At 55.4% G+C, this 24,288-nt stretch carries 19 protein-coding genes and 4 tRNA genes; 9 read left to right on the top strand and 14 right to left on the bottom strand.

Features of this window, described 5'->3' with window-relative positions; translation table 11 throughout:
* The first annotated feature begins 31 nt into the window (after positions 1–31).
* From HNO53_RS12895 to HNO53_RS12885, 3 genes are all read left to right on the top strand, one after another.
* Positions 32–1,180: a hypothetical protein gene (locus tag HNO53_RS12895; protein ID WP_209472663.1), complete on the top strand. Its 1,149-nt coding sequence runs from the start codon at positions 32–34 to the stop codon at positions 1,178–1,180.
* Positions 1,181–1,474: 294 nt separating this feature from the next.
* On the top strand, positions 1,475–2,278 hold the full coding sequence (locus tag HNO53_RS12890; RefSeq protein ID WP_209472661.1) for a phage BR0599 family protein: 804 nt from the start codon (positions 1,475–1,477) through the stop codon (positions 2,276–2,278).
* A gap of 15 nt (positions 2,279–2,293) precedes the next feature.
* The gene (locus tag HNO53_RS12885; RefSeq protein WP_209472659.1) at positions 2,294–4,774 is read left to right on the top strand and encodes a phage tail protein; all 2,481 of its coding nucleotides are present in this window, start codon (positions 2,294–2,296) and stop codon (positions 4,772–4,774) included.
* A gap of 42 nt (positions 4,775–4,816) precedes the next feature.
* Here the strand turns inward: HNO53_RS12885 and HNO53_RS12880 are convergent.
* The 7 genes from HNO53_RS12880 to uvrY form a co-directional block, all read right to left on the bottom strand.
* A tRNA-Leu gene (locus HNO53_RS12880) sits at positions 4,817–4,902 on the bottom strand.
* A gap of 39 nt (positions 4,903–4,941) precedes the next feature.
* The gene (locus HNO53_RS12875) at positions 4,942–5,244 is read right to left on the bottom strand and encodes a nucleotidyltransferase family protein (protein ID WP_209472657.1); all 303 of its coding nucleotides are present in this window, start codon (positions 5,242–5,244) and stop codon (positions 4,942–4,944) included.
* Positions 5,245–5,542: 298 nt separating this feature from the next.
* Positions 5,543–5,616: transfer RNA gene (locus tag HNO53_RS12870), tRNA-Cys, on the bottom strand.
* A gap of 37 nt (positions 5,617–5,653) precedes the next feature.
* A tRNA-Gly gene (locus HNO53_RS12865) sits at positions 5,654–5,728 on the bottom strand.
* Between the two features lie 71 nt (positions 5,729–5,799).
* Positions 5,800–6,348 carry a CDP-diacylglycerol--glycerol-3-phosphate 3-phosphatidyltransferase gene (gene pgsA / locus HNO53_RS12860; protein ID WP_209472655.1) on the bottom strand — a complete coding sequence of 183 codons (549 nt, stop codon included), beginning with the start codon at positions 6,346–6,348 and terminating at the stop codon, positions 5,800–5,802.
* A gap of 67 nt (positions 6,349–6,415) precedes the next feature.
* Positions 6,416–8,230 (bottom strand): excinuclease ABC subunit UvrC, encoded by a 1,815-nt coding sequence (uvrC, locus tag HNO53_RS12855; protein ID WP_209472653.1) that lies wholly within the window; start codon positions 8,228–8,230, stop codon positions 6,416–6,418.
* Between the two features lie 50 nt (positions 8,231–8,280).
* Positions 8,281–8,928: a UvrY/SirA/GacA family response regulator transcription factor gene (gene uvrY, locus HNO53_RS12850; RefSeq protein WP_209478637.1), complete on the bottom strand. Its 648-nt coding sequence runs from the start codon at positions 8,926–8,928 to the stop codon at positions 8,281–8,283.
* 256 nt (positions 8,929–9,184) lie between these two features.
* Between uvrY and HNO53_RS12845 the strand changes: the two genes are divergently transcribed.
* Positions 9,185–9,260, top strand: a tRNA-Ala gene (locus tag HNO53_RS12845).
* A 188-nt stretch (positions 9,261–9,448) separates the two neighbouring features.
* Here the strand turns inward: HNO53_RS12845 and HNO53_RS12840 are convergent.
* Positions 9,449–10,024: a tyrosine-type recombinase/integrase gene (locus HNO53_RS12840; protein WP_242597421.1), complete on the bottom strand. Its 576-nt coding sequence runs from the start codon at positions 10,022–10,024 to the stop codon at positions 9,449–9,451.
* Between the two features lie 154 nt (positions 10,025–10,178).
* A complete protein-coding gene (locus HNO53_RS12835) occupies positions 10,179–10,409 on the bottom strand; it encodes a hypothetical protein (protein WP_209472651.1) in 231 nt (76 codons plus the stop codon).
* A 247-nt stretch (positions 10,410–10,656) separates the two neighbouring features.
* Here HNO53_RS12835 and HNO53_RS12830 point away from each other — a divergent pair, with 247 nt between their 5' ends.
* The 3 genes from HNO53_RS12830 (at position 10,657) to HNO53_RS21605 (ending at position 14,285) form a co-directional block, all read left to right on the top strand.
* Positions 10,657–11,307 carry a hypothetical protein gene (locus tag HNO53_RS12830; protein ID WP_209472649.1) on the top strand — a complete coding sequence of 217 codons (651 nt, stop codon included), beginning with the start codon at positions 10,657–10,659 and terminating at the stop codon, positions 11,305–11,307.
* Positions 11,308–11,533: 226 nt separating this feature from the next.
* Positions 11,534–13,765 (top strand): putative bifunctional diguanylate cyclase/phosphodiesterase, encoded by a 2,232-nt coding sequence (locus HNO53_RS12825; protein WP_209472647.1) that lies wholly within the window; start codon positions 11,534–11,536, stop codon positions 13,763–13,765.
* 385 nt (positions 13,766–14,150) lie between these two features.
* Positions 14,151–14,285 (top strand): hypothetical protein, encoded by a 135-nt coding sequence (locus tag HNO53_RS21605; RefSeq protein ID WP_275951344.1) that lies wholly within the window; start codon positions 14,151–14,153, stop codon positions 14,283–14,285.
* Between the two features lie 708 nt (positions 14,286–14,993).
* Here HNO53_RS21605 and HNO53_RS12820 read toward each other — a convergent pair.
* From HNO53_RS12820 to HNO53_RS12805, 4 genes are all read right to left on the bottom strand, one after another.
* A complete protein-coding gene (locus HNO53_RS12820; RefSeq protein ID WP_209472645.1) occupies positions 14,994–15,398 on the bottom strand; it encodes a type II toxin-antitoxin system HicB family antitoxin in 405 nt (134 codons plus the stop codon).
* 36 nt (positions 15,399–15,434) lie between these two features.
* Positions 15,435–15,617 (bottom strand): type II toxin-antitoxin system HicA family toxin, encoded by a 183-nt coding sequence (locus HNO53_RS12815; RefSeq protein WP_209472643.1) that lies wholly within the window; start codon positions 15,615–15,617, stop codon positions 15,435–15,437.
* A 416-nt stretch (positions 15,618–16,033) separates the two neighbouring features.
* On the bottom strand, positions 16,034–17,707 hold the full coding sequence (locus HNO53_RS12810; RefSeq protein ID WP_242597420.1) for a methyl-accepting chemotaxis protein: 1,674 nt from the start codon (positions 17,705–17,707) through the stop codon (positions 16,034–16,036).
* Positions 17,708–18,079: 372 nt separating this feature from the next.
* Positions 18,080–18,322, bottom strand: a complete 243-nt coding sequence (locus tag HNO53_RS12805) for a hypothetical protein (RefSeq protein WP_209472641.1) — start codon at positions 18,320–18,322, stop codon at positions 18,080–18,082.
* A gap of 286 nt (positions 18,323–18,608) precedes the next feature.
* Between HNO53_RS12805 and HNO53_RS12800 the strand changes: the two genes are divergently transcribed.
* The gene (locus tag HNO53_RS12800; protein ID WP_209472639.1) at positions 18,609–20,033 is read left to right on the top strand and encodes an amidase; all 1,425 of its coding nucleotides are present in this window, start codon (positions 18,609–18,611) and stop codon (positions 20,031–20,033) included.
* 30 nt (positions 20,034–20,063) lie between these two features.
* Here HNO53_RS12800 and HNO53_RS12795 read toward each other — a convergent pair whose 3' ends face one another.
* On the bottom strand, positions 20,064–21,809 hold the full coding sequence (locus tag HNO53_RS12795; protein WP_209472637.1) for a putative bifunctional diguanylate cyclase/phosphodiesterase: 1,746 nt from the start codon (positions 21,807–21,809) through the stop codon (positions 20,064–20,066).
* Positions 21,810–22,092: 283 nt separating this feature from the next.
* Here HNO53_RS12795 and HNO53_RS12790 point away from each other — a divergent pair, with 283 nt between their 5' ends.
* Complete coding sequence (locus HNO53_RS12790; protein ID WP_209472634.1) at positions 22,093–24,090, top strand: diguanylate cyclase; 1,998 nt, start codon at positions 22,093–22,095, stop codon at positions 24,088–24,090.
* Positions 24,091–24,288: the final 198 nt, after the last annotated feature.

Here is a 24,288-nt window from a genome sequence, read left to right as displayed (position 1 = left end):
TGTTATAATATAACAAAAAGGAATAAGTATAATGGAGTTGTTAGAGTGGTTTTACGACATTGATTACTCATCGCCCGTTTCTGAACGATATGAGTACAAAACGGATATTATCGAAGCTTGGGATGGAACTGAGCAGCGTATCGCTTTATTGGATGAGCCGGATCATACCTTATTTAATAATTATGTACTGCATAAATCCGATTGGCTTGAGGCAAGAAATAAAATAAATGGGCATCGGGAAGGAGGTTTTTTGGTGCCTAATCGGAACTTGCATTTTATTTTGCGGGATGTGGTTAAGGGTAGTACCTATTTAACTGTTCCGCCCTGGGCGTTTAAGGAGGGTGGATGGCTGCTTTTGAAGGATAATGAGGGCAGGCGTACCGTTCACTCGGTTAGTACTGTTGGGTCTAGTGGAGTTTATCTTTCGGGACCTGTTCAGGCCGACATGAATTGGTGTGAGTGTGTTCGGCTGGATGTTTTTTACCTAAGTACGGACCTGGAACTGCGGGTGCTGGCAGGAGATTTTGTGCAGGTTACGGTTCCTTTTAAGGCTGATGAGGAAAGTTTTAAGATGCCGTTGGCAGGAAGCGATGTGGAGTTTTTTGACGGCTTGCCGGTGATGGATTTCAAGCACAATTTTGCCGAGCCTATTGATCATCGAGAGTTCTACGATGATGTAGGGGCAGGTTGGGGGACCACAGTAAAAGATAGAATTAATAGGGCTGCTGGCTTGGATATGCGGATGACGTTTGATTTGGCTGGTCCTGAAATACAGAGATTCAAGGCGTTTGCCCATGAGGTGCGGGGGCGCCAGGGTAGCTTTTGGGTAAGTGACCATTCAAGCGCTTTTTATATGCATAGCATAGGCAGCGGTAACCAGATAAATGTAGAAAAGTCTAGGCTTGGCGAGCTGGCATATGTGCCACACAAGGTCGTGGAGGTTATTACAGAAAGTGGAGTTTTCCGGCGTAAGGTGGTGGATGTTATGCCTGCTAGCACCTATGACATCCTTGTTTTGAATGAGTCGATTCCAGATGAAGCCCATAGCTTATTAATAGATATTAGGTTCCTGCATGTAGCCCGGTTCCTTAACGATGTTTTCGAGTACGATTTTTATCATGATCAATACGCAAGGATTAGCAAATCTCTGAGATCCGTTCGATCATGGCAGCCAGCCTGATCCTAGGATGTGGCACTTATGACTGTCTATATATAATAATAACATGCATAAACTCCACAATATAAATATTAGCTACACCTAAATATGTGTCACTTATGAATGTTTTTATATTAATATAAGTATGTATAAGTGCCACAATCGAAGAGCTACTAATTCAATGGATATGTTCCGTATTAATAAAAAAATATACGTCTATAGATTTAGACGTTTTTTTAGGTACGTAACATACTCCACCTCGATAACCAATGATAATCGTTGCATTAAATGATATAATATACTAAAAGATAAACAATAATGGCTGTCGTCGAAGTAATCGAGTTCACATACAGAGATCAAAGTTTTAAATACACATCCTCGCGCAAAATCCAATCCATTGCAGGTAAGATTTTTAGCCCTATAGCTGCTAATCGTTCCGTGGTGGTAAAGTCAGAAAGTGATAGCAGAGACCTTGAAATAGAGGTGTCCGCTGACAACGAGGTGGTCCAGCTATTCAAAAATGCCACACCGGATGCCACCGTTACTGTCAAGGTTTCTAGAGTGGTTGGCGACGAACTGCACCCTTATTTTACAGGCAACGTCGCGGGAGTCTCATTTTCTGCCCAAATAGGTGCAACGGCTCGCGCATCCATTACTTGCTCTTCCATTATTTCAAAGCTAAGTACCAGCGGGCTTAACTACACCTTCTCGGCTGGCTGCAATCACCTTTTATATAGCAATGAATGCGGCCTTAAATTTTCAGATTGGGCCGATACAGTAACCGTGGAAGCTATGTCTAATCGCGGCTTTACCATACAAGCTGAATCCCTCAAGGGTAAGCCTGACAAGCATTACGTAAGCGGCTTGTGCGAGTTCAATGGCATATACGCAATGATATCCGGCTACGACCCCACAGCGGGAACCATAACACTATTTGCTCCTATAACCGGCATAGCGGTAGGTAGCATTATAAAAGCCGCAAAAGGGTGTAACCGCAGCCTGAACGCATGTGTCAGCTTCAATAACGAAGATAACTTCTACGGCTTTCCCTGGATACCTAGCGATGACATTTGGACTTCTGGCGTCATGCGTCCAGTCAATCCATTTAAAAATTTACAATAATAAAAGGAATATAATATGCAGCAGCTATTATGGTTTGCAGTTAACGCAGTAATATTTTTGCTGACTTGGAAAAAACCTCAGACCCAAAATGTCGAAGCAGGTAACTTTGATGTATCGAGCTACCCTGAGTCAAAAGACAAGTCGATATCATGTGTCTTTGGCAAGGCTTTAATCAAAGCTCCTAACACGATATGGGCTGGAGGCGAACGTAGCGAGCCCATTAAAGAGAAACAAGACATAGGGTTTATAGCAAAACTAATGGGAGTGCCGGATACAGCTATTGTCGGCCACCGCTACTACACCTCAATGGACCTAGCCCTAGCCTTTGGTCCCGCCAAGCTGACAGCCATCTACGAGGACGAGAAAAAGATATACAGCGGTAACCTAAGCTCAGGCACAGGCATGGCTGGCGACTTTACCCAGAAGCGCATATTTAACATCACCAACCATAGCGTCAGCCACATCGTCAACGGCAGAAGGTTAGTCCCCGTAGATGCGCTTGATATACAGTTCGAAAACGTCAGGGGCTCAAAAGGAAGCTACACCTACAATATTAGCTACAAATTAATGAAAGAAGATGGCGTCATAGGCCGATTCGAATACTTCGGTGGCAACAACTGGCAGTCGCCTTCCTCGCTACTTAGGCAAAAGGTATCGCAACATTACCCGGCATACAAAGGGCTTGCTCACATAGTTTTTGACGACATGCATGTAGGCCAGCAGCCAATACCAAAAAAACTTTCTTTCGAGCTAGCTCATTATCCGCCTTCGCCGATGGGTTTTGTCGACAATGAGGTGGTTGATGATGACGCCAATCCTGCCTATGTCATCTATGAATTAATGGCTCATGCTCAGCACGCTGGCGTAGCAACTAAGTTTTTGGATATCGCTTCGGTTGAGAAGGTTGCACAGCAATGTAAGGATGAGGGGCTAGGTATCTCGTTTGTGTGGTCTCAGCCGTCAAGTTTTGATTCTCTTATAACTAAAATATGCGACCACTGCGACCTAACTAGGCGTGAAAATCATGAGACAGGCAAGGTGGAGCTTATAGCAATTCGGCCTGATTATAATATTGATGATCTATTTGCTTTTGACGAAACTAATATCCATGCTGTCTCTGACTATTCCAAGCCTTCTCTAGACGCGCTCAACACACAAATCAAAATAAAGTATTTAGACAGAGCAGCAAAATATAAGGAGCGCAATGTCGTTTCCCATAACATCGGCCTGATAAATAACGATATCCAGCAAAACCAAGTTAACAAAGACTACACCTTCTTTTGCAAGGCTTCGCTAGCTCAATGGGCTGCTGATCGCGACCTAGTAAGCATGACAAACGACATATCGACAGTAAAGCTGGTATCGAACAGAGATGCTGCTGTGCTTAATATAGGCGATGCTGTAAAAGTTAAGCTACCTATTTTCGATGAGTTCTATCGCGTTTATCGTATTCAGTCCATAGATCTGGGTAGCCTGGAAAATAATAAGGTTACTTTAGATATGGTTGAGGATGTATTTGGTCGATCTCCTAAGTTGTACGCTGGCATCACTGGCGAGTCTAGTGAGCCAGGTGAACCAACGAATGCTAATGAGATTAATCTATTTGAAGTTCCAACCGGAAGTATTAATGTATTTACCGATGCGCCACGAAGCCCAGGTAAGCAATTAGGCTATAATTTACTGCACGCCACTGGAAACTTCGGCTATGTTTTTGAAGATATATCTGGTCATCCTGAAGAATATACTGACGAGGTGTATTTGCAGAGCAATATAGAAAAAGATGACGACATAATAACGCTCCAGGGAACCTTTCACATAGACTCGTTTTTCCCGATTAGTGATGAGCAAAGGGCGCAGGGTTCCAACTTAGCAGTCATTGTCAACGAATCGACTGGTGAGCATGAGTACATATCCTACGGCGCTGGAAATGCAGGTGGTAGCACGGTCCAAATTTTTGACGTGTGGCGAGGGCTTTTTGACACGCAACCGATGAGCCACAGCGCAGGGTCTCGGGTCTTTTTGTTCAGTGCAGCAAACGCTGAGATACCGAGGGTTGGTGGGCTAGGCAATGCTGGGGTCAGGCACAACGTCCAGGCCGCAACGATAACGGAGACAGGTAGCCTAACCAGTGGCATGGATGAGTATCGCATTACGCAGTCGGACCGATACACGCGACCAAATTCCCCGATCAACGCCCAGGTGTCGGAAAACGTCGATGGCAAGCTGGAGGTTACGTTTAAGCGCCGTCCGGCCTCCTACGCATCTGTGGTCTCGAATGATGATCTGGAGTCGGCAGGATGGGTCAGAGTGGCTGTCTACGACGATGATCTGTCAGGGGGCATCATTTTGCCGCTGGCCGTGGCCACGGTGCAGGCCGATACGTATACGTGGGAAGGTGACAACGGTACGCCAAATCTCAGGGTCGAGGTGCAGGGATGGGACCCCGATACGTCGCGTTCCAGCTACTACAAGTCCACGCTGTACCACAGCCGCTAACCCAAATGACGAAGCCCCCGGCAACGACCAGGGGCTTCATTTTGGTGCGAGCGGTGGGACTCGAACCCACACGACCAAAGGTCAGGAAATTTTAAGTCTCCGGCGTCTACCGATTCCGCCACGCTCGCGCAGGGCACCCATCATACCCAAAAAAGCTTCATCGTCAATCAGATGGGCACGCTCTCGCTTAGGATCTCGGCTAGCTCGGCAGAGGGTATCTGGTGTGCATTCGTCGTGAGCAGGTCTACATCGACACCCAGCAGCTCCCGCAGACCTGTGTCGATGCCGCCCAGGTCGAACAGGTCGCAGCCTGGAAGCGTATCTACAAGAATATCGATGTCGCTACCGGGTTCATCATCGCCACGCGCTACAGAGCCAAACAGGCGGGGATTCGCGCACCTCCCTTCGGTCACGATACGCCTAATCCCTTCCCGGTTCTGATCGACCAGTTCGCGCAGTCCTGATGCCATAGGAGCTACCTTTCTGCTGTGCTTATGCCAAAAAAATCTAGCTAAAAGCGGGCGAGAAAGGAAGGAGGATTTAATAAAGTGAATAAATATCTGTCGCAGATCTGTCACATAGCTTCTGCGACAGGCCGTCTCGCTTAGGCTATCGCAGATGGCAAGCTGTTGTAACGAAAGAAATTATTCAGCTGTCGCAGAGTGGATGAGGCTCAGCAAGAGGGGGCTTTTAAGTCTCTTGCGTCTACCAATTTCGCCATCCGGGCGGCACGGTTTCGAGTAGGCAGCTGACAAGGGGATAAGGAAATGGAGGCTGGAGTCGGAATCGAACCGGCGTACACGGAGTTGCAGTCCGCTGCATGACCACTCTGCCATCCAGCCTCGATGAGTCGTTTGCCTCTTGTATCTCCGAAGAGGTTGGAGCGGGAAAGGAGATTCGAACTCCCGACCCTCGCCTTGGCAAGGCGATGCTCTACCACTGAGCTATTCCCGCTCGACTCGAGTGCGAATTATACGGATAAGCTCGTTGGTGTCAATCACTTGTTGGCGCTGGATGCCGTTCGGTCACATCGAGCGAGACAGGTGGGGCCAGGCGGCGCGAAGGTACAACAGCATCGACCATAGTGTCATGATCGCGGCGACATGCAGGGTGGCAACACCCAGTAAAGAGAGCTGCGTACCGGGGGGGAAGGCCAGCAGCAGCAGCAGGGCGACCATCTGCAGTGTCGTCTTTACCTTGCCCAGCCAGGAGACGGCAACGCTGCTGCGTTTGCCCATCTCGGCCATCCATTCGCGCAGCGCCGAGATCACGATCTCGCGGCCAATGATCACCAGTGCCGGCAGCGTCAGCCAGATGGTATCGAAGCGCTCGATGAGCAGGGCAAGGGCGACGGCGACCATCAACTTGTCCGCCACTGGGTCGAGGAAAGCGCCGAAGGGAGTGGACTGATTCCAGCGCCGTGCCAGATAGCCATCGAGCCAGTCGGTCACCGAAGCCAGGGCGAACAGGCCCGCTGCAACCGGCATGCTCCAGGCATAGGGAAGATAGACGAACACCACCAGCAGCGGGATGAAGGCGATTCTGGCCAGCGTCAGGATGTTGGGGATGTTCATTTCACGGGGGGTCCTTGCCTTGGATCAGAGTGCCGAAGTGGGCCCATTCTATCTGTACCGGACGCCATCATCCATGCAGCGAGCGATGAATCGTCTCGGCCAGGGTAACGCTGATGCCGGGAACGCGGGCGAGTTCCTCGCGGCTGGCCTGTTTGACGCCTTGTAGCCCGCCGAAAAATCGCAGCAGTTCCCGGCGCCGCTTGGGGCCGATACCGTCGATCTCTTCAAGGGCGGAGCTGCGTCGCGCCTTGTCGCGCCGGTTACGATGCCCGGTAATGGCGAAGCGGTGAGCTTCGTCACGAACATGCTGGATCAAGTGCAGCGCCGGGGAGGCAGCCGGCAGGTCGAGGGTGCGATCGACAGTCTCGATGAACAGCGTCTCGAGGCCGGCTTTTCGGGTGGTGCCCTTGGCCACGCCCAGCAGGCGGATGTTGTCGAGCCCCAGTTCGGCCATGACTGCGCGGGCCAGGTTGAGCTGCCCCTTGCCGCCATCCAGCAGCAGAATGTCTGGTGCCATGCCTTCTCCCTCGGCGAGGCGGCGAAAGCGCCGATCCAGCGCCTGGCGCATGGCAGCGTAGTCATCTCCTGCCGTCACGCCCTCAATGTTGAAGCGTCGGTAGTCCGACTTGCGCGGGCCGTTGCGGTCGAACACCACGCACGAAGCGACCGTGGCCTCGCCATGGCTGTGGCTGATATCGAAGCACTCGAGTCGCTCGACGGGCGCCTCCAGCGCCAGGGTCTGTTGCAACGCGTCGAAGCGGCGCTCGAGTTCGCTCTGGCTGGCCAGACGGCTGGTCAGTTGCTGCTCGGCATTGGTGCGCGCCAGTTCGAGCCACTGGCTTCGGTGTCCACGCACCTTGTGGGTCACCCGCACGCGCCGTTCGGCGCGACGGCTCAGGGCGCTTTCCAGAATCTCGCTGTCGGGTAGCGGCAGGCTGCTGATGACTTCGCGAGGGATCTCACGATCCTGGCCAAGATAATACTGGCTGACGAACTCGCCCAGCAGTTCGGCGGTTTCCAGGCCCAGGCCGTTGTCAGGCGAATGGTGGCGTGCTCCCAATAGCCGCCCCTGACGCACCGCCAGCACCGAGATGCACAATGCGCCTTCGCGCTCGGCCAGGGCGAAGGCATCGGCATCGCCCCCTTCGGTATCGACGAACTGGCGATGCTGGAGCTGGCGCAGGTGCTGGATCTGGTCGCGCAGGCGGGCGGCATCCTCGAAGGCCAGGTCGCGGCTGGCAGCTTCCATGGCGTCGGTCAGCTCCTGGGTGACCTGTTCACTGCGTCCCTCGAGGCACATGATGGCGTGCTCCAGGTCGCGCCGGTAGTCGGCTTCGCTGATGTACCCCACGCACGGAGCGCTGCAGCGCTGAATCTGGTACTGCAGGCAGGGGCGTGTGCGATGCGCGAAGACGCTGTCCTCACAGTTGCGTATGCGGAAGATCTTCTGCATCAGGGAAAGACTCTCCCGTACCGCACCACTGCTTGGATAGGGGCCGAGATAGCGCCCGTCGTCATGGCGCCGGCGGGCACGCTTGTACTCGAGTGCGGGGTAGGGGTGGCGGTCGCTGGCGAATACGAAGGGGTACGACTTGTCGTCGCGCAGCAGGACGTTATAGGGCGGCCGCAGCTCCTTGATCAGGGTCTGTTCGAGCAGCAGGGCCTCGATTTCGCTGCGTGTCACCGTGACCTGGACATCGGCGATGCGCGATACCATGGCCTGGGTCTTGGTATTGAGGGCGCCGCGAAAATAGCTGGCCAGACGAGCCTTGAGCCGCTTGGCCTTGCCCACGTAGAGGGTGTCGCCGTGCTCGTCCAGCATCCGGTAGATGCCGGGGGCTTGGGTGAGGTTGGCAAGGAACTGCCGCGGATCGAAGGTCATGGCGCTCTGGCTGTCTTGCAGGGAGGCAATAGGGTACCAGAAGCCTCTTCTCAGTTGGCGGTGTCGAACCCTTCGATCAGGCCGTGTTTCAGCCCCAGATGGGTGAGTTCGACGTCGGTCTCGATGCCGAGTTTCTCGAAGATCCGGTAACGATAGGTATTGACGGTCTTGGGGCTGAGAAACAGCCGGTCGGAGATTTCCGATACTCGTTGGCAATTGACGATCATCATGGCCACTTGCAGCTCTCGCTGTGAGAGCTTGTCGAAGGGGTTCTCTTCCGAGTCGAAACGGGAGAGTACCAGGCGCTGGGCAATGTCAGGGCTGATGTAACGGTGCCCAGCGAAGACGCTGCGGATGGCGTCGACCATATCGGGTACCTGGGTGTCCTTGCTGATGAAGCCGCCAGCACCGGCATCGAGCATGCGCTGTGCGAAGTTGTCCTCCATGAAGCCAGTCAGCGCCAGAATGCGTACGTCGGTATTGTTGCGCATGATCTTGCGGGTTGCTTCTAGGCCGCCGATACCCGGCATGCGCAGGTCCATCAGTATCACGTCCGGCTCGAGCTGGCGGCATAGGGTGATGGCTTCCTCACCGCTGGCAGCCTCGCCCACCACGTCGATGTCCTCTTCGTTCTCGAGCAAGCGAGCAAGACTGGTGCGAACCAGGTGATGATCGTCGACAATGAGCACCTTGATCAAGATTGACATTCCTCGTCATTGCGGAGAGCTGGCGGCGACGAGCAGAGTCGCACGGAGCTTGAGCTCAGGTTGGGCTCTTGATCGCCGAGTCTTCGGCATCCAAGTGCAAGCTTGCCATACTCGCAAGGCAAGGGAAATTGAACAGGCATCCCGATTCCCGCTTTCTCTCAACGCAAAGCATACGTTGCACCTGCCTATTGACGGTGTCCGGTGTGACGGGTATGATACGCCTCGTTCTCGCAAGGTCGAGACATGTGGGGCCTTAGCTCAGCTGGGAGAGCGCAACACTGGCAGTGTTGAGGTCAGCGGTTCGATCCCGCTAGGCTCCACCAACAAGCTTCGACGAATCAGCCGCTTGGCGCAACGCGCCAGGCGGCTTTTTCTTGTGCCCGTAAAATTCCCGAAAAATTCCACACCGTTTTCCGGCCATTTTAGGACGCTCCAAGAAGGGCTGCCATGCCCTTGCCGGGGCCCTTCGCTTCCTGCCAGCGGATGCCGTGACCGTCGAGATAATGCTGGGTCATTGCCCGTCGGCGTGGCCGATTAGCACCTGGATGTCGCCGAGGTCGGCGCCACTGTCTTCGAGCAGCTTGGAGCCGAGCGAGCGGATCTCGTGGAACGTGGGGCGCTGGCGCGATTCTAGTCTGGCGATCTCGGGGACCTTGTCGCGCAGCCGGGCGACTTCCTTACTGATCATGTCGTCGGTTACCCGGCTCCAGTGGTCGCGCGCCTTGGTTTCGGCGGTGATGCGCTTGTGTATCCGGTGCACGTAGGGCGAAACCGGCGGCAGCAGGCGAGAGCGCTGCACCAGGTCTTCGATGGCCGGTGTCACCTCGATGGCCACGTAAGCGGTGTGGCTGCGCGTGCGTGTCTTCTTGCGGATGTAGCGCAGCCGGCCGTCGACGATGTGGTCATAGCGCGCCGCGGCGACCTCGGCCCGGCCAAACAGGCAGACCAGGGAAAGCTCCATTGCGATCTGGAGCCAAGGCTCGGCCTTGTCGTAGATGGCCTTGAACTGACCGGGCGTCAGACGGCGCCGTTGCTTGCTGTACCCGGCATCGCTCTTGGCCGTGGGCTCGATGGGGTTCTCCGACAACCAGCCCTTGGTGCGCGCGTAGTTGAAGACCTGAACCAGCAGGCCGCGGTGCTAGCGGTAGGGCTCGCCCTTGAAGTACTCGTCGAGTTACTCGCCTTCCCGGCACCACTTGCGGATTGTGGACATGGCCGGCGGTGTGCCGGCGAACCGCACCTTACGCCGCTTCGGCCAGCTCCCACATGTCCGTCGGCGGCTCGCCGTCCTTCCTGACCTTCCCCAGCCCGAAGCAACCGCCGCACGGCCGGTTCTTGTTGCCCTTGATCTGGTCATGCCCGCTGCCCATGCAGACCGGACAGGCGTCGGCGGCGACCGGACGCCAGTGCTGGTACCAGTCGTCGGCAGTGGTGGCGTTCAGAACGTCCCGGCCGAGTTCGTGATAGATCACCAGCTGGTGTCCGTCGAGCGGGCCGGTGCCGAAGCATGCGGCCCTAGCATCGAGCCAAAGGGATTGGCTGGCGCTGACAGAGGGCCGGGGCTACTGCGCCCTGCTCGCGAGCGGTTACGAGGAGGCGCAGGAGATGCTTCGGTGGTAAGCGGGCTTGGCTGAGACCGTGCCATCGGTAGAGACAGTAGGACAGAGTTTCGAGAGGCGTGCCCGTGCGGCACCGAGTGGTGAAAGGGGGAGAGCGACGATGGGGAAGGCGGCATTGCCACTGACGTCACAGCGGACTGAGCGAGGGGCAACTGTGGTGGATCACGAGCGGATGGGCATCTGGTGGCTGCGGGAGCTGGCGCGACAGACACACCCGGAGCACGTCGACGAGGCGGCCAGGGTATTCGTGCGCCGGTTCCTGAATATGGAGGTGGAGCGGCGACTGGTGATCGAGCACGAAAACTGCGGTTGGCACACGCACAGCCCCATGGCCCGCGGGCTTGCGCCTGGCGGCACCGACATTGCTCGAGAACCGCTGGCGTTGGCCTATGACCGTGGAATTCGGCTGCATTCTGATCATGAGGCAGCGCGCAGGTGGATCGTGGCTGCCCGGTTGTCGCCGCGCAACTTGCTCGCAGTTCTGGTTCAAGCAAGGAAGTTGGACAGACGGGTGCAGGGGGAGTGGGGCGCCAGCTATGAGCAGATCGCCATCGACATTCAGCACTACCCCCGGCGACTGGGCTCTAGCGTCTCGGGCCACGTAATCGACTGCATTGGCCAGGACCAAGAGGGTGGCCATAAGGTGTGCTCGACGCGGACCTTGTCAGCTTTTAAGGATGGGAAGGCCATCACCAATGCAGCGGCACAGGCGCGTACGGAGTTGATCTTGCTTGCCAAAGCTGGAACTTAGGCAGCCAGGCAGATACTGGATTTATATACAATTCTTGCGGGGGGAGTGCTCAACCACCGCTTATCGCGTCGTATCTAAAATTCGCTTAACCAGGAAAGTATTAGTATCCTAAGCTTATGAGGGATGAAGTTCATGGCTACGTGGGGTGGGTAAAGTGTCAGTCCATTTCGCTCAGCCTTGATCAAATAAAACTATAAAAGGAATGGTTAGAATAGGGGGGGGGGTTATGAGATTAAAATTTTTTAATTCAATGCTTTTGCTTGCTGCGATATTGTTAATAAATATTTCGTCTGCCTGTGCTTCAATTATTGAAGATAAAGTTATATTTGTGGGTTCCGCTACTTACCCCCCGTTTCAATGGATAGATAAAGAAGGGGAAGAGAAAGGGTTTATTATCGACCTTCAAGAAATCTTGGCTGAAGCAGGTGGGCTGAGTGCTGAGCATCGTTTAATGGATTGGAACAAGGCTCTAGGTGCTGTTCTTGCTGGTGAAGCTGATGTTATACCTATGCTAGAGTCCGAAGCGAGAGGGGAATTGTTTGATTTTTCTGAGCCATTCTACTATTTGGCGCATGGAATCTTTTCTCGACGGTCAGAGAGTTATAATGCGATTGAGGAATTGAAGGGGGAGACAGTTGCTGTCGTTGCCGGTAGCTTTGCATCTTCACGGCTAGAAAATGATGCATATAACATTAAGGTTTTGAAGGTAAATACAGAACGCGAATGTTTAGAGGCTGTTCACGACTATGTGGCTAATGCTTGCATAGAAGTCGTGGTTACTTCTCGGCATATGGCTTCAGAGCTTGATGTAGAACAGACTAGCGCGCCGTTCTGGCCTCAACCTTATGTGTTTGCCGTTCGTGAGGGAGACGGTGAGCTGATTGAATGGTTGAATCAACAAATGGCAAGAGTGCATGCGGAGGGGCAGTACCACGAAATATATCGTAAATGGCTGCCTGAGTTGGAGTGGCATGAACATTCAGTATATGATTGGATTGGACACCTTCTTTTAATTTTGATTCCTCTGTCAATCGCGGGTCTAGCTGGTTATACGGCAGCTTGGTACTTGAAGCGTAAGGTAGCACTTCGTACCAAGCAGCTGACCGATGAGCTAAAGGTTAGGGAAAAGCTGGAGAAAATGCTGAGAAAGAAAGCAGATTTCGATGAACTCACCGGTCTTCCTAGTCGATCTTCATTCATCGAAAAGTTGGGTGTGATAGTAAAGGAAAATGAAGAAGCTTCTCCTACTGTGATGTTGGCGAGACTGCTTAATCTAGAGCAGCTTATCAGTTTGTTTGGCTATCATTATGGTTATGAAAAAGTAATTAAAGGTTTTGCGGATCATTTGGTTTCAGTCGGGTTTCCTCTTGTTAGTCACTTCGGTTCCGGTGTTTTTGCTATTTATAGAGATAAGGAAATGTCTCATGAAGAGATAGTTGATTTTATGGATCATACTTTTGAAATAGAAAACTTGATGATAAGTGCTCAAGTTTCCATCGGGATTAGTGAAGGTCGTGCAGAAACGGAGCATAAAAGCCTTTCAGAATCTGAAGAATTGGTTCGCCGTGCTACGACAGCGTATTCTTCCGCCATAAGGTCAGGCCAGCCTTGGAAAATTTACAGCTTGGATGTAGAGCCAAACTCTGATGATTTAATGCTTGTTGAAGATTTTAAGCGCAATGGAACTAAAGATATGTTTCTTCTCTTTCAACCTAAGCTGGATTTAAGGACCGGTAAAGTTCATGAGGCTGAAGCATTGGTACGTTGGAAGCATCCAAGTTTAGGGATGGTGCCTCCTGGGCATTTTGTATCACTTTTAGAAGAAACAGGTTTGGTAACTAAACTGACGTCGTGGGTGCTAGAAGAAGCCATACTAGAGGTTGAGCGATTCCGGGGTGTGATTCCGAGCTTTAGTGTTAGCGTTAATGTTTCTGCGCGTGATCTACAAGATGAAGATTTTCTGGTCGATTTGATTTGTGGAAAAAGTTCGCAATGGTTTCCGGGAGGAGTGTGTCTAGAAATTACTGAAACAGGCGTTATAGAGGATTATGAGCATGTTCAGGAGGTGCTTAATGTTTTGCACGACTCTGGTATTAGAAGCTCCGTGGACGACTTTGGTATTGGATATGCCTCGCTCTCTTATTTAAGTAGATTTTCTGTTGACGAAGTTAAGCTAGATAGAAGTTTTATAAACAATATGCTGGTCAGCAATAAAAATAGGTTGATCGTAGCTTCAACAATTAGCTTGGCTCATGACCTAGGCCTAAAAGTTACCGCTGAGGGAGTGGAAGATCTAGCGACACTTCAAGCATTGGCTGAAATGGGATGTGATACCGCCCAAGGTTACGTAATCTCACGTCCTATTACACCGCAGGAGCTTTACCCGATGTTAGAGAGGGCACACTTTGTAGAGCATCTTAAAGTCAGCGAGAGCGTTAGGGCTGGACTCGAAAGATGACATTGATTAACTGTGCCTGTTGCGTTAAAAGTAACTTGCGCTAACGTATCTGTAGCCTGGCAGGCAGTATCGCCGGGAGCCAGAATCACACAACGCCCTGCCGGCATCACCGGCGGGGCGTTTCCGTTTCAGCAGGCGGGACAGACGGCAAGTCACGGGGGCCTTCAAACCCTCGGGAACCTGGTTCGACTCTAGAGCCTGCTACCAAACACGCATCCTCCCCAGCGTGTTCCCCTGCCATGGATGGCCCCTTTTCGTGTTGGCACCTCCTGGTGTCTTTGCCTCCATCGTGCGGGGCTTTTCTCTACCTGCCGAGACGGGTCTTCATGTCTGCAAAGATCGATATCCACGAGGGTGCTTGGGTTGCGCCTGTTGGGAGGCCATCATGTCCGTTGATCCCAGCACCCAGGTCACCATCGTGGCCGGGCTGCACACGTGCCTCTACCTGCTGGCTCAGCTGTGGCTGATCTTTCGGCGTGCCCGTATCGAGCGCCAGAAGCTAGAAATGCTCCAGCGTTAGCACGATGCCACGCTCAGCAGACATGCGGCTGAAATGGCCAGGCTGCGGCGCCCTAGTGAAGAGTTGCCGCAGAAATGAGTGTGCTTAAGCGATTGGCATTGCCGGTGGCAACAGCCTCGGCTGTTGCTATCTCTGTCGGCACGGTCGACTATTTCGAAAACCGCTCCCACCATCTGGCATGGGCGCCGCAACCCACCGGGGTGTGCTGGAGTTGCTGGCCGTGTACGAGGCCCTGCGGCACCGAGCCAACGCAGATCACACGGCCGTCGTCGAGATCATGTCCCATGACGCCGGCAGCGAGGACTGAGCGGCGTCTAGCGTTTCAGTGGTTGCGGGATCGTACCGCTCGGATGGGTATGGCTGACGCGAGATCTCCGCGCAGCGGTCCGACTGCGCCCGCGGCGAATTGTTTACCCGCTAGATCCGCTGGCCCAGCAGCTCGTATGTCGAGGGTGGGCGCGGTGCCCGGGGTGTCTTGGTCATAGTGGTTTCTCTCCTGTCATGCCGATACTGATATTTATACAGTATCGCGATGGGGTTTCGCCACGGCTGTAAGCCATATCGTACATAGCTGATGGGAAAGCGCTTACAGAAATGCTACTGACGTGAGCGGAGCCTAGAGCCACGCTGGTAGGTGCGTCAGGGAACGATGCGCAACGGGATGGGCCCGGTCGAGGAGCGGCCGGGCCTTTTGCATAATTGGATGGGTTAGCTGCGCTCGAGTTCGTGCATGGCTGCTCGAGTCAGGAAGGCTGATCGGCTTTTGATGCCGTGCAGGGTGACATAATCGTCGATCTGCTTGACCAGGCGGCCAGGCAGGGTGACGTTGACCTTCTCGGCCTTGCCCAGGTAGGGGGTAAGGTCGATTTCTACCAACCCCCAACCCCAGCCATCAAACTCAGGATTGTCGCGGTGCTCGGCGATGCTGCGAGGCTTGGGGATCGGCTGGCCGGCGTTCGCGAGCTCTTCCAACTGGATGTGTGCAACCTCGACAGCCATTTCGTAGGCTTGCTCAATGGTGTCGCCAGCAGTGATCGCACCGGGAATGTCCGGAAACACTATGCCGGTGGCTGTCTTCTCGTCACCCCATTCAATGGCGATGGGATATTGCATGGTGTTGTCTCCTACGGTGGTGCCGAGCTTGCCGGGCTATTTCAGCACGGCGAGTTTCCTGATGCTGTTGACGGTGCCGTTCGGTAGGTCCTTCTTTGGGTGTGGTACTGGCACCGAGCTTAGTTTGGTTGGGTGCTTGAAGATGTGGTGGCTGCCCTTGACTCGATCCAGATACCAGCCATCTGCTTCCAGCTCCCTTATCAGGTCTCTGCTCTTCACCTCCGGCCCCTTTCAGTTTGTGATGTTGAAAATATAACCCCAGGCGCATAAACAGTCAAAAGAAAGATGCGCCTGGGGTTATATTTTGGTAGGAAAGCTTATGGCTGAAGAACAGGCGCGACCCCTAAGGGGTGCCAGATTCTCGACAGGGGAATGGTGCAGTTGTTAGACAATCGCCGGAATGTTAGACAGGGCGGTCTGTATGGCACTGGCAGGGAAGGGGAAATTGCATTGGTGCAGCTCTGCCATTGAGCTACACCTGCGCAGAGATTGCGCGGGCGGACAATAGCTTGTCGGCACCCACGCACACCTGTTATAAAACAAGCCAAAGTATGGCGATATAACTACAGTGATACTGCGCAGCTGTAGCCAAAAGGGAATTGCTAGGCAGCCTTGCGTAACACATGCGTTCTTGCTTAATACTCACTCCAAACTGCTTCTTGGGGCTTAACCGGAGATAGAGATAATTTTGTAGGAGTAATCGAAAGCGACTGACTCTCTCTTACATCTTGCAGGGGTGAAGGGCTCGTTTCGATTTTATCCTCCGTGCGGAACGTGGAAACTAGTTCAGTCAGTTGCTTGGCCTGGATCTCGAGAGAAGCAGCGGCGGCACTTGTTTGTTCGACTAGAGAAGCATTCTGCTGAGTTATGGTGTCCATGGAAGTGAGTGCAATATTGATCTGATCAATGCCGCTGCTTTGCTCACGGGTTGCGATAGCGATTTCTTTCATCAAGTCTGAGACCTGACGAATCGAATCGACCGTCTGGTTGATGGTTTTACCGCTGCGCTTGGCCTGCTCGGCTCCATTGCTGATTTGAGCTGTAGTTGATTCTACTACAGCGCGAATCTCTTTTGCAGACTCGGCGCTTCGGCTAGCCAAAGAGCGCACCTCATTGGCCACTACTGCAAATCCTCGACCCTGTTCGCCGGCTCGCGCTGCTTCGACGGAAGCATTCAGAGCAAGGATGTTGGTCTGAAAGGATATGGTATCTATTATCTCAATGAATTCGTTTATCTTGTTTGAGCTGGCTGCAATTTCTTGCATTAATTCAATGGTGCGAAAAACATCCTGACTACCGGCTTCAGCTGTGGCGGCAGCATCGGCAGAAAGTCGATCCGCTTCAGTCGCAGAATCAGTGTTTTGACGAACAGTTGAAGCCATTTCCTCCATGCTGGATGCGGTTTCCTGCAGGGAGGAGGCCTGTTCCTCGGTACGCGAAGAAAGATCCTGACTACCTATTGCAATTTCATTGGAGCCGGTGTAAACGTTTTTACTACTGCTGCGCAGAGAGCTAACCAAGTTGCTGAGTTTGTCTTGCATGTTATTAAGAGTAGACAAAAGCAAAGATACTTCATCTGACCCCTTGCTAACGATCTTCGATGTCAAATCCCCTTCTGCGACTCGTTGGGCTGCCTCTACTGCACGATGCAAGGGGTTTACTATGCTGCGCGTGATCGCATAAGCTAAGAAAGTAGCCAGCAAGAGAGCTATCGTAGAAAAAGCGGCAAGTGACCAGCGCGCATAGTCATATTGGTTAAGTATATCTCCTTTGGCTGACGCCATATTGGATATGGCGGCTTGCTCTATTTGCTCGGCTACCTCTTCTAATCGATAGATGGACTGCTTATGCTCGCGGAAAGCACTGTTGGCACTTTCCGTATCAATAAGCATGCCGCTTAAAATTTTATCATAGACCTCGTTAAAGCCGTCGACATAGCCATTTAGAGCTATGCCGGCTTCATTGTAAAGTACGTGTATAGATTCCGATTCGGTCAAAGAGGGACCATTTGATAGTGCTTCTCTGAGCCGGTTCTGGGTATCTACCCATTTGTCGTAATAAGAAGCTAGCTTTTCTTGGTTTGCGATGTTTATAAATGCATCTTTTTCGTAACGTCGCTGTTGTAAAGAAAGTATTTGTACTAGCGCAGAGTTTGATGCAAGAGCCACATCTCTTTCAAATGTGGTATTCACAGTTGTGTTAATCGCTTTGAGACCAAGCATTCCTGCGCCGAAGATGCTTAGAAGCAGCAGAGAAATACTACCGAAGGCGATGCCGAGCCTTGTTCCAATTTTGACGCGTGACAGCATGTTTCAGTACCGCTTGTGAAGGAATGATGTCCCTCTATCGGCTTCGGCATCTAAAACTTAAGTATTCCTAGAAGAAAAGGACGCCCTGTTATGCAGCCGTCGCCTGCTGTATCAGGTTGGTACGAATCGATCGGTCACATCCGCCTGGAGAAGAACCGTAAAACCCCGCCGGAGCGTCAGCAGTCACGCGGAGCGGATATGCTGTATATGCTTCCAGCTGAAAGGTCGCGTTTCTCTTTTCCAGCAGCAAGTTAGGCGAACGCCTATGCAACACTGGCAGTGTTGAGGTCAGCGGTTCGATCCCGCTAGGCTCCACCAACAAGCTTCGACGAATCAGCCGCTTGACGCATCGCGCCAGGCGGCTTTTTCGTGTCATCTTTTCGTACACCACTGGGTGTAGGTGCCCTGTTCATCGGGGTGGCCGAGCCGCCACTTGGGGGCGACGTCCAGCATCTCCTCCCGGTACCACTGTTCGACACTCTCGCAATAGCGCTGCTGCTCCGGCGTCAGTTCATCCGGACTCACGCGCGCTGCCCGGTCCCTTGCATCGTCGAGCAGGTAGATGCCGAGGCCGATACCAGCCATGCAGGCGGCGATCACCCATGCCTTGTTCATTGTCTTTACCTTGTTTTCGTTTGCTTTTGTTAAGCAAGGTTAGTCCCTTAGTACGAAGGGTTACAAAGTGGGCGGTCCATGTCGAGGTCATCTGGGGCGCGGTCGACTACGTTATGGGCAAACCGTTGCAGAGCCATGACCTCATGCGCGGCGTCGCTTCGCTGGCTCGATGCACCGGCCTGCCTCATGCATAGAAGGCCGGAGCCGCTGAGCTACCGGCCATTTGCCATCCAGGATGAATGTTTTCCACAATCGTAAAGGTCTCACTGGAAAAAGGGAGGTTCTTGTGAGCGACACCGATCTTGGCACCATGGATGCAGGGCAGCTTCGCCTGTGTTTCGAGAGCGGGGTGGCTTCCCCCTTGGAGGCAACACGGGCCGCGCTCGAGCGTATCGACCGCTTCAATGGCGTCGTCAATGCCTATGTGGTGATCGACAGGGAGGGAGCTGAGGCGGCCGCCAAGGCGTCGACCCGGCGTTGGCGGGAAGGTCGTCCGCTCAGCCATCTCGATGGTGTTCCCGTCTCGTTGAAAGATCTGACCGAATCCCGCGGTCTGCCGGCGCGCAAGGGATCGCTGACGGAATCGGCCGCCCCGTGCGAGCGGGACTCCCCACCGGCGCGAATGTTGCGTGAAGCGGGGGCAGTAATCCTGGGCAAGACCAATACGCCGGAATTCGGCTGGAAAGCTATTACCGACAACCGCATTTTCGGTGCTACGGCCAACCCGTGGCACACTGGGCTGACGCCGGGTGGGTCGTCGGGCGGTGCGGCGGTGGCGGCGGCCCTCAACATGGGGGTGCTGCACCAAGGGGGCGATTCAGGAGGCTCGATCCGCATTCCCGCGTCGTTCTGCGGCGTGTTCGGTTTCAAGCCGACCTTTGGTTGGGTGCCGGAGTGGCCGCGCTCCAAGGAGGCCTCTCTCTCTCACCTGGGGCCGTTGACTCGAACCGTGCCCGACGCAGCACGCATGCTGAACGTGATGGGGCGCTACGACTATCGTGACCCCTATGCCCTGCGAGGGCAGCCTCAGGACTGGGGAGAGGAGCTTGGCGAAGGCGTCGAGGGCATGCGTATCGCCTTTTCGCCCACGCTAGGCTACGCCCGGGTGGAGCCTGAGGTGATCGAATGCGTACGCAGGGCGGCCCGTCGTCTCGAGGAGCTCGGTGCCGAGGTGGAGGAGATCGACCCCGGCTTCGAATCGCCCATACGCATCTTCAATACGCTGTGGTTTACCGCGTCGTTGGCGGTGTATCGCGAGCACGGCGAGCGGCAGCGCCGCCTGCTCGATCCAGGCCTGGTGGCCGATGCGAAGCGAGCCGAACGGCTGAGTGCGCTGGACATGTTCTATGCGCTCAAGGAGAGGGCGCGTCTCACCGAGAGGCTCGAACACTTCAACCAGCGCTATCACCTGGTCATGACGCCTTCAGTGGCGGTTCGCCCTTTTCCCCTCAATCGTGACGTGCCGCCCGATGCCGGCATGCGAGACTGGGAGGAGTGGGCGCCGTTTTCCTACCCCTTCAATCTCAGCCAGCAGCCCGCGGCATCCGTTCCCTGTGGCTTCACACCGTGCGGTCTGCCGGTGGGGTTTCAGCTGGCGGGTGGCAAGCATGACGATACCCGAGTGCTGCGAGTCAGCAATGCCTACCTTACGGCCTTTCCTCCGTCATTCCCCGACGCGCTCGACCTGGCGAGGGGCGATTCAGCTGGCTAGGAGTGTCAAAAGCGTGGCTCCAGGCCATATTCATTCACCGCCTGGCCCGTGGGTTTCAAGCCAGCTCTCCAGTGCGTCTGCCGGCATGGCTGGACTATACAGGTCGCCCTGTACGAGGCGTGCGGAAATCCCCTCCAGGCCGGCCGCCACGCTGCCTTCATCGATGCTCACGAGCACTGGCTCGATGTCGAGGGCATTCAGCATGCGACACGAGGCTTCCAGCAGGCGCCGTCCTTCATGGTGCATCCCGAGCAGTCGGGCATCGACCGTAGCCTTGTGGAAGGGTAGGCGCGACAGCCAGGCCAGGTCCACGGCCTGGCTGCCGAAGCCCTCCACCGCAAGGCGGATGCCGAGTCGCTCGAGTCGCTTGAGTAGGTGAGTAGCCTTGTCCAGCTCACCGCCAAGCCCCTGGGCGGGTACCTTCAGCGTCAGCCACTCGAAGGAGTCGTGACCCTGGTGCCGCAGGAAGTGGTCCAGCGGTCGGTGGTCGAAAGTGTCCTGTGCCAGGTGCGACTCGCAGAGCTGAATGGCAACGGGAAGCTTGCCGAGGGCCGTGCCGCTGTCATGCCATCGGCGGTGGTCGGCGATCGCCGTCTGGATCATCCAGCGGTTGAGTCGTACGCCGAGCCCCAGGCGGGCGAGCGTATCCAGATAGTCACCGGGCGGGTGCTGCCAGTGCGTAGGTCGCTTCCAACGCAGCACGGCCTCCAGGCCGGTGCAGCGAAGGCTGCTACGGTCGAGCTCCGGCTGGTAGTGCAGCTCCAAATGGTGACTCGGCATATGGATGGCTTCGCTGAGCAGGCTCTCGAGGCGGTACTTCTCCTTGAGTTGCGCCGTCAGTCGACGGTCGACGAAGGCCAGACGCCCCGGCCCTTTTTTGCGCGCGATGAACATGGCGCTGCGAGCCGCTGCGAGCAGCGGCTCGACATCCTGGGCATCGGTGGGGTACAGCGCGATGCCGATCGATGCCGTCATCAACAGGTAGCGATCCCCCGACGTGAAAGGGGGCTCCAGCGCCTCATGCAGACGCTCCGCTACCAGTTGTGCCGCCTCGGGCGTGCCGTCCTTCTCCAGCAGTACCACGAACTGGTCGCTGCCCAGTCTGGCCAGGGTGTCCTTGCTGCGGACCTCGCGTTGCAGACGTTGGGCCAGCTCGCCCAATATGCGATCGCCCTCGGTATGACCCACGGAGTCATTGATGGTCTTGAATTGGTCGATATCGATGAACAACAGCGCCAAGGTGGTGTCGGCGCGTTCGGCCTGGGCCAGGGCATGGCTCAGGCGGTCGCGCAGCAGCAGCCAGTTTGGCAAGCCGGTGATGGGGTCGATATGGATCCAATGACGGTCGTCGAGCATCTCTCCATTGGAACGAAAGAGCTGAACGAAGGTGTGCAGGAAATGGCGCGGCTGCTGATGCTCGTCGAGCATGGCGTCGACCGTCATCAAGACCGGCAGCGACTCGCCCTCCGTGCTGCGGCAGAGTACCTCCTGCTGCCAGGAGTGTGTCAGGCTCGGCGTGGTATCGGCGGTAACCGGCAGGTGGGAAGGCGTACGCCGGGAAAGGTAGAAGTGCTCGATCGGCCAGCCGCTCGTCTCGGCTCGATCCACGCCGGCGATCCTACAGAACGCGTCATTGACCAGCAGGATGTTGCCATCGCCGTCGGTAATGACCAGGCCGTTCTGGCTTTGCTCGAAGGCATGTTGCACCAGCCGAGCCGGATGCTGGGCAAGGGCGTGCGTATGCTTGCCCGGGGGGCGGTTACCTTTTTCGGTCATCGGAACGGCTTCGGTGAAGTTGAATTCGGTTCGTCCTAATGTCTATATCGTCCTTTCGTGCCAAGACTTGAGCGATGGCGCCTGCTTGCGTTGAGTAGCGGGGGCGTCATGTTGAGTAACATGGTTTGATGCGTTTGCAGGGCTCAAGTTCGCTTCGGGCGTGCCGATAGTCAAGGTAGTTTCCCGCTTGCGTGCGGGGCTGCCAGGAACAGGCGGCACACGATGTCACGCCGAAGGCGGCAGGCCCCATTTTACCTCCATCCGGGAGATTGCATTGCACGTGATGGCACCATTTGCGTCCCTGACTCGCTCGATCTGCTCATTGCAGGGGCGCCTCCTTGCCGGGCTGGTCATGACCTGGCTGGTGATCGTCGGTATCGTTCTGCTGCTGGCCTGGCAGTTTGGCAAGGAGCTCGTCGATGACGCCAACCTCTCGCACCTGCGCTATGAGTCGCGGCTGATCGCCGAGGACTTGACCCGGCAGGTCGAGCGCCGGTTGGGTGCTCTCGAGCGGCTCGAGCGGAGCCTGCGTGGGGCCGGTGAGGAGGAGCTTAATGCCCGGTTGGCGAACAGCCAGGTGTTGATGGAGTGGTTCGAGGGGCTGATGGTCACTGATCCCGACGGTCGTGTCGTTGCCGACTGGCCCGTCGTACCAGGGCGAGTCGGGCTGGAAATCGCCGACAGAGAATACTTCCGCATGGTCCGCCACTCGCCGTGGCCCTACGTGAGCCGTCCCTTCGTCGGCAGGGCGAGTGGCGACTCGCTGGTGCTCATGCTGGTGCCTCGCTTCGATGACCGAGGGAGCTTTGACGGTGTCGTCGGCGGTATGATCAATCTCGCCCAGGGCGGTCTGTTTCAGCGTCTGGAGACGATCCGCTTGGGCGAGGAGGGTTATGTGTCGATATTCACTGCTATGGGGGAGCGGCTCTTTCATCCGCGCCGGCATTCGTCGTTGAGGCCAGAGGGTGCCCAGGATGATTCGGCGGCCCTGCAGCTTGCACTGGATGGCTGGCAGGGCGAGACGGTAGCCCGGGCTGGTGGAGAGGCCACCGCTCTGGTGTCGTATCGCCAGATTTGGCCGGCCGGCTGGGTCGTCAAGGTGGCGGTGCCCCAAGCCCAGATCCAGCAGCCCCTGGGTGAATTTCTCAGCCGGCTGTGGTGGGCCTGGTTGGCACTGGCGGTGTTGATGCTGGTCACCATGCGTCTACTGGTGAGGCGACTACTGCGTCCCTTGCACCGGCTTGAGCAGCAGATTGCACAGGTTGGTGCGGGCGAGAGGCGCTACCTCGAGTTATCCACGAATATGCATGAACTGCGCCAGGTCGCGAGCAGCTTCAATCGTCTCGAACATGAGCGGCTGGCGGCGCTCGAGCACTTGCGCGATCGCCAGGCGTTTCTCGATGCGGTGCTCGGTTCGACGCCCATCGGCATGTTCGTGGCGGGTTTGAACGGCCGTCTTAACTATCTCAACCCAGCGCTGCTCGAGCTGCTCGGCTTGAATGAGGTGTACAGTGCCAACGAATGGTGGGAGCGCATTCATCCCGCTGACAAGCAGGGCACCGAAGACATGTGGCGTCACACCCTGGCCACCGGCAGCGACTTCGTGCGCCAGCTGCGCTTTCTCCATCCTAACGGTGTCACTCTCTGGGTCGAGGTGCATGCCAGCCAGGTGCTGGGCAACGAGCAGGCGCTGGGCTTCGTGGGCATGGTCAAGGACATTACCGAGCGGCGACAGCAGGAAGCCCTGCAGCGCTGGGAGGCCGAACACGACCCCTTGACCGGCCTGCTCAACCGACGCGGCTTCGAACGCCGCCTCGAGGAGGCGCTGGCGGAATATGCCAAGACGGGAACGCCTTCGGTGCTGATCCTGTTCGACCTCGACCATTTCAAGCCGATCAATGACGAGGGTGGGCATGCTTTGGGTGACGAAATGCTGCGGCGTGTCGCCCAGGTAGTGGCCTGGGAAGTGCGGCGCAGCGACCACGTGGCCCGTCAGGGCGGGGATGAATTTGCCGTTCTGCTGCCCAGCTGCACGCTCAAGCAAGCGGGGGAAATTGCTGAATCCTTGCGTCGAGCAGTGGCCGAGGTCACGGTAACCAACGAGGACAAGACATACAGCATTACGCTAAGTATGGGGGTCACGGCGCTACAGGAGGGCGATGAGTCGGCCGAGACCGTGCTCGCTCGTGCCGACGAGGCAAGCTACAAGGCCAAGGCGGATGGGCGCAATACCGTGGTGATCACGACTTTCGATGACGATCTGGTCGATAGCCTGTGGTAGTGCGATGTGAAAATGCGACGTACTCATGCCGACGACACTTTCTGTGCTGGTCAAGCAAGGGCTGGCCTGGCTGCCCTCAGTGACGGAGGCACTCTGGCTTGGCGTGACGAAACGCCATGCGGTGCCAGCTCGGCGCCTGGTCTTGGGCGCAAGCAAGCGCTTGGAAAAAGGACGAAGGGGTAGTGAGAGGGTAACGAA

Origin of the sequence: Billgrantia antri (assembly GCF_017868935.1) — a bacterium.
GTDB lineage: Bacteria > Pseudomonadota > Gammaproteobacteria > Pseudomonadales > Halomonadaceae > Halomonas > Halomonas antri.
Note: the sequence above shows the minus strand (reverse complement) of the source record. Positions and strands in the feature narration are given on the sequence as shown.

What these genes read in the sequence shown, in the direction of transcription:
- HNO53_RS12895 (WP_209472663.1), top strand. Translation starts at nt 32, where the DNA reads ATGGAGTTGTTAGAGTGGTTTTACGACATTGATTACTCATCGCCCGTT.
- HNO53_RS12890 (WP_209472661.1), top strand. Translation starts at nt 1,475, where the DNA reads ATGGCTGTCGTCGAAGTAATCGAGTTCACATACAGAGATCAAAGTTTT.
- HNO53_RS12885 (WP_209472659.1), top strand. Translation starts at nt 2,294, where the DNA reads ATGCAGCAGCTATTATGGTTTGCAGTTAACGCAGTAATATTTTTGCTG.
- HNO53_RS12875 (WP_209472657.1), bottom strand. Translation starts at nt 5,244, where the DNA reads ATGGCATCAGGACTGCGCGAACTGGTCGATCAGAACCGGGAAGGGATT.
- pgsA (WP_209472655.1), bottom strand. Translation starts at nt 6,348, where the DNA reads ATGAACATCCCCAACATCCTGACGCTGGCCAGAATCGCCTTCATCCCG.
- uvrC (WP_209472653.1), bottom strand. Translation starts at nt 8,230, where the DNA reads ATGACCTTCGATCCGCGGCAGTTCCTTGCCAACCTCACCCAAGCCCCC.
- HNO53_RS12830 (WP_209472649.1), top strand. Translation starts at nt 10,657, where the DNA reads ATGGGGAAGGCGGCATTGCCACTGACGTCACAGCGGACTGAGCGAGGG.
- HNO53_RS12825 (WP_209472647.1), top strand. Translation starts at nt 11,534, where the DNA reads ATGAGATTAAAATTTTTTAATTCAATGCTTTTGCTTGCTGCGATATTG.
- HNO53_RS21605 (WP_275951344.1), top strand. Translation starts at nt 14,151, where the DNA reads ATGTCCGTTGATCCCAGCACCCAGGTCACCATCGTGGCCGGGCTGCAC.
- HNO53_RS12820 (WP_209472645.1), bottom strand. Translation starts at nt 15,398, where the DNA reads ATGCAATATCCCATCGCCATTGAATGGGGTGACGAGAAGACAGCCACC.
- HNO53_RS12810 (WP_242597420.1), bottom strand. Translation starts at nt 17,707, where the DNA reads ATGCTGTCACGCGTCAAAATTGGAACAAGGCTCGGCATCGCCTTCGGT.
- HNO53_RS12805 (WP_209472641.1), bottom strand. Translation starts at nt 18,322, where the DNA reads ATGAACAAGGCATGGGTGATCGCCGCCTGCATGGCTGGTATCGGCCTC.
- HNO53_RS12795 (WP_209472637.1), bottom strand. Translation starts at nt 21,809, where the DNA reads ATGACCGAAAAAGGTAACCGCCCCCCGGGCAAGCATACGCACGCCCTT.
- HNO53_RS12790 (WP_209472634.1), top strand. Translation starts at nt 22,093, where the DNA reads ATGGCACCATTTGCGTCCCTGACTCGCTCGATCTGCTCATTGCAGGGG.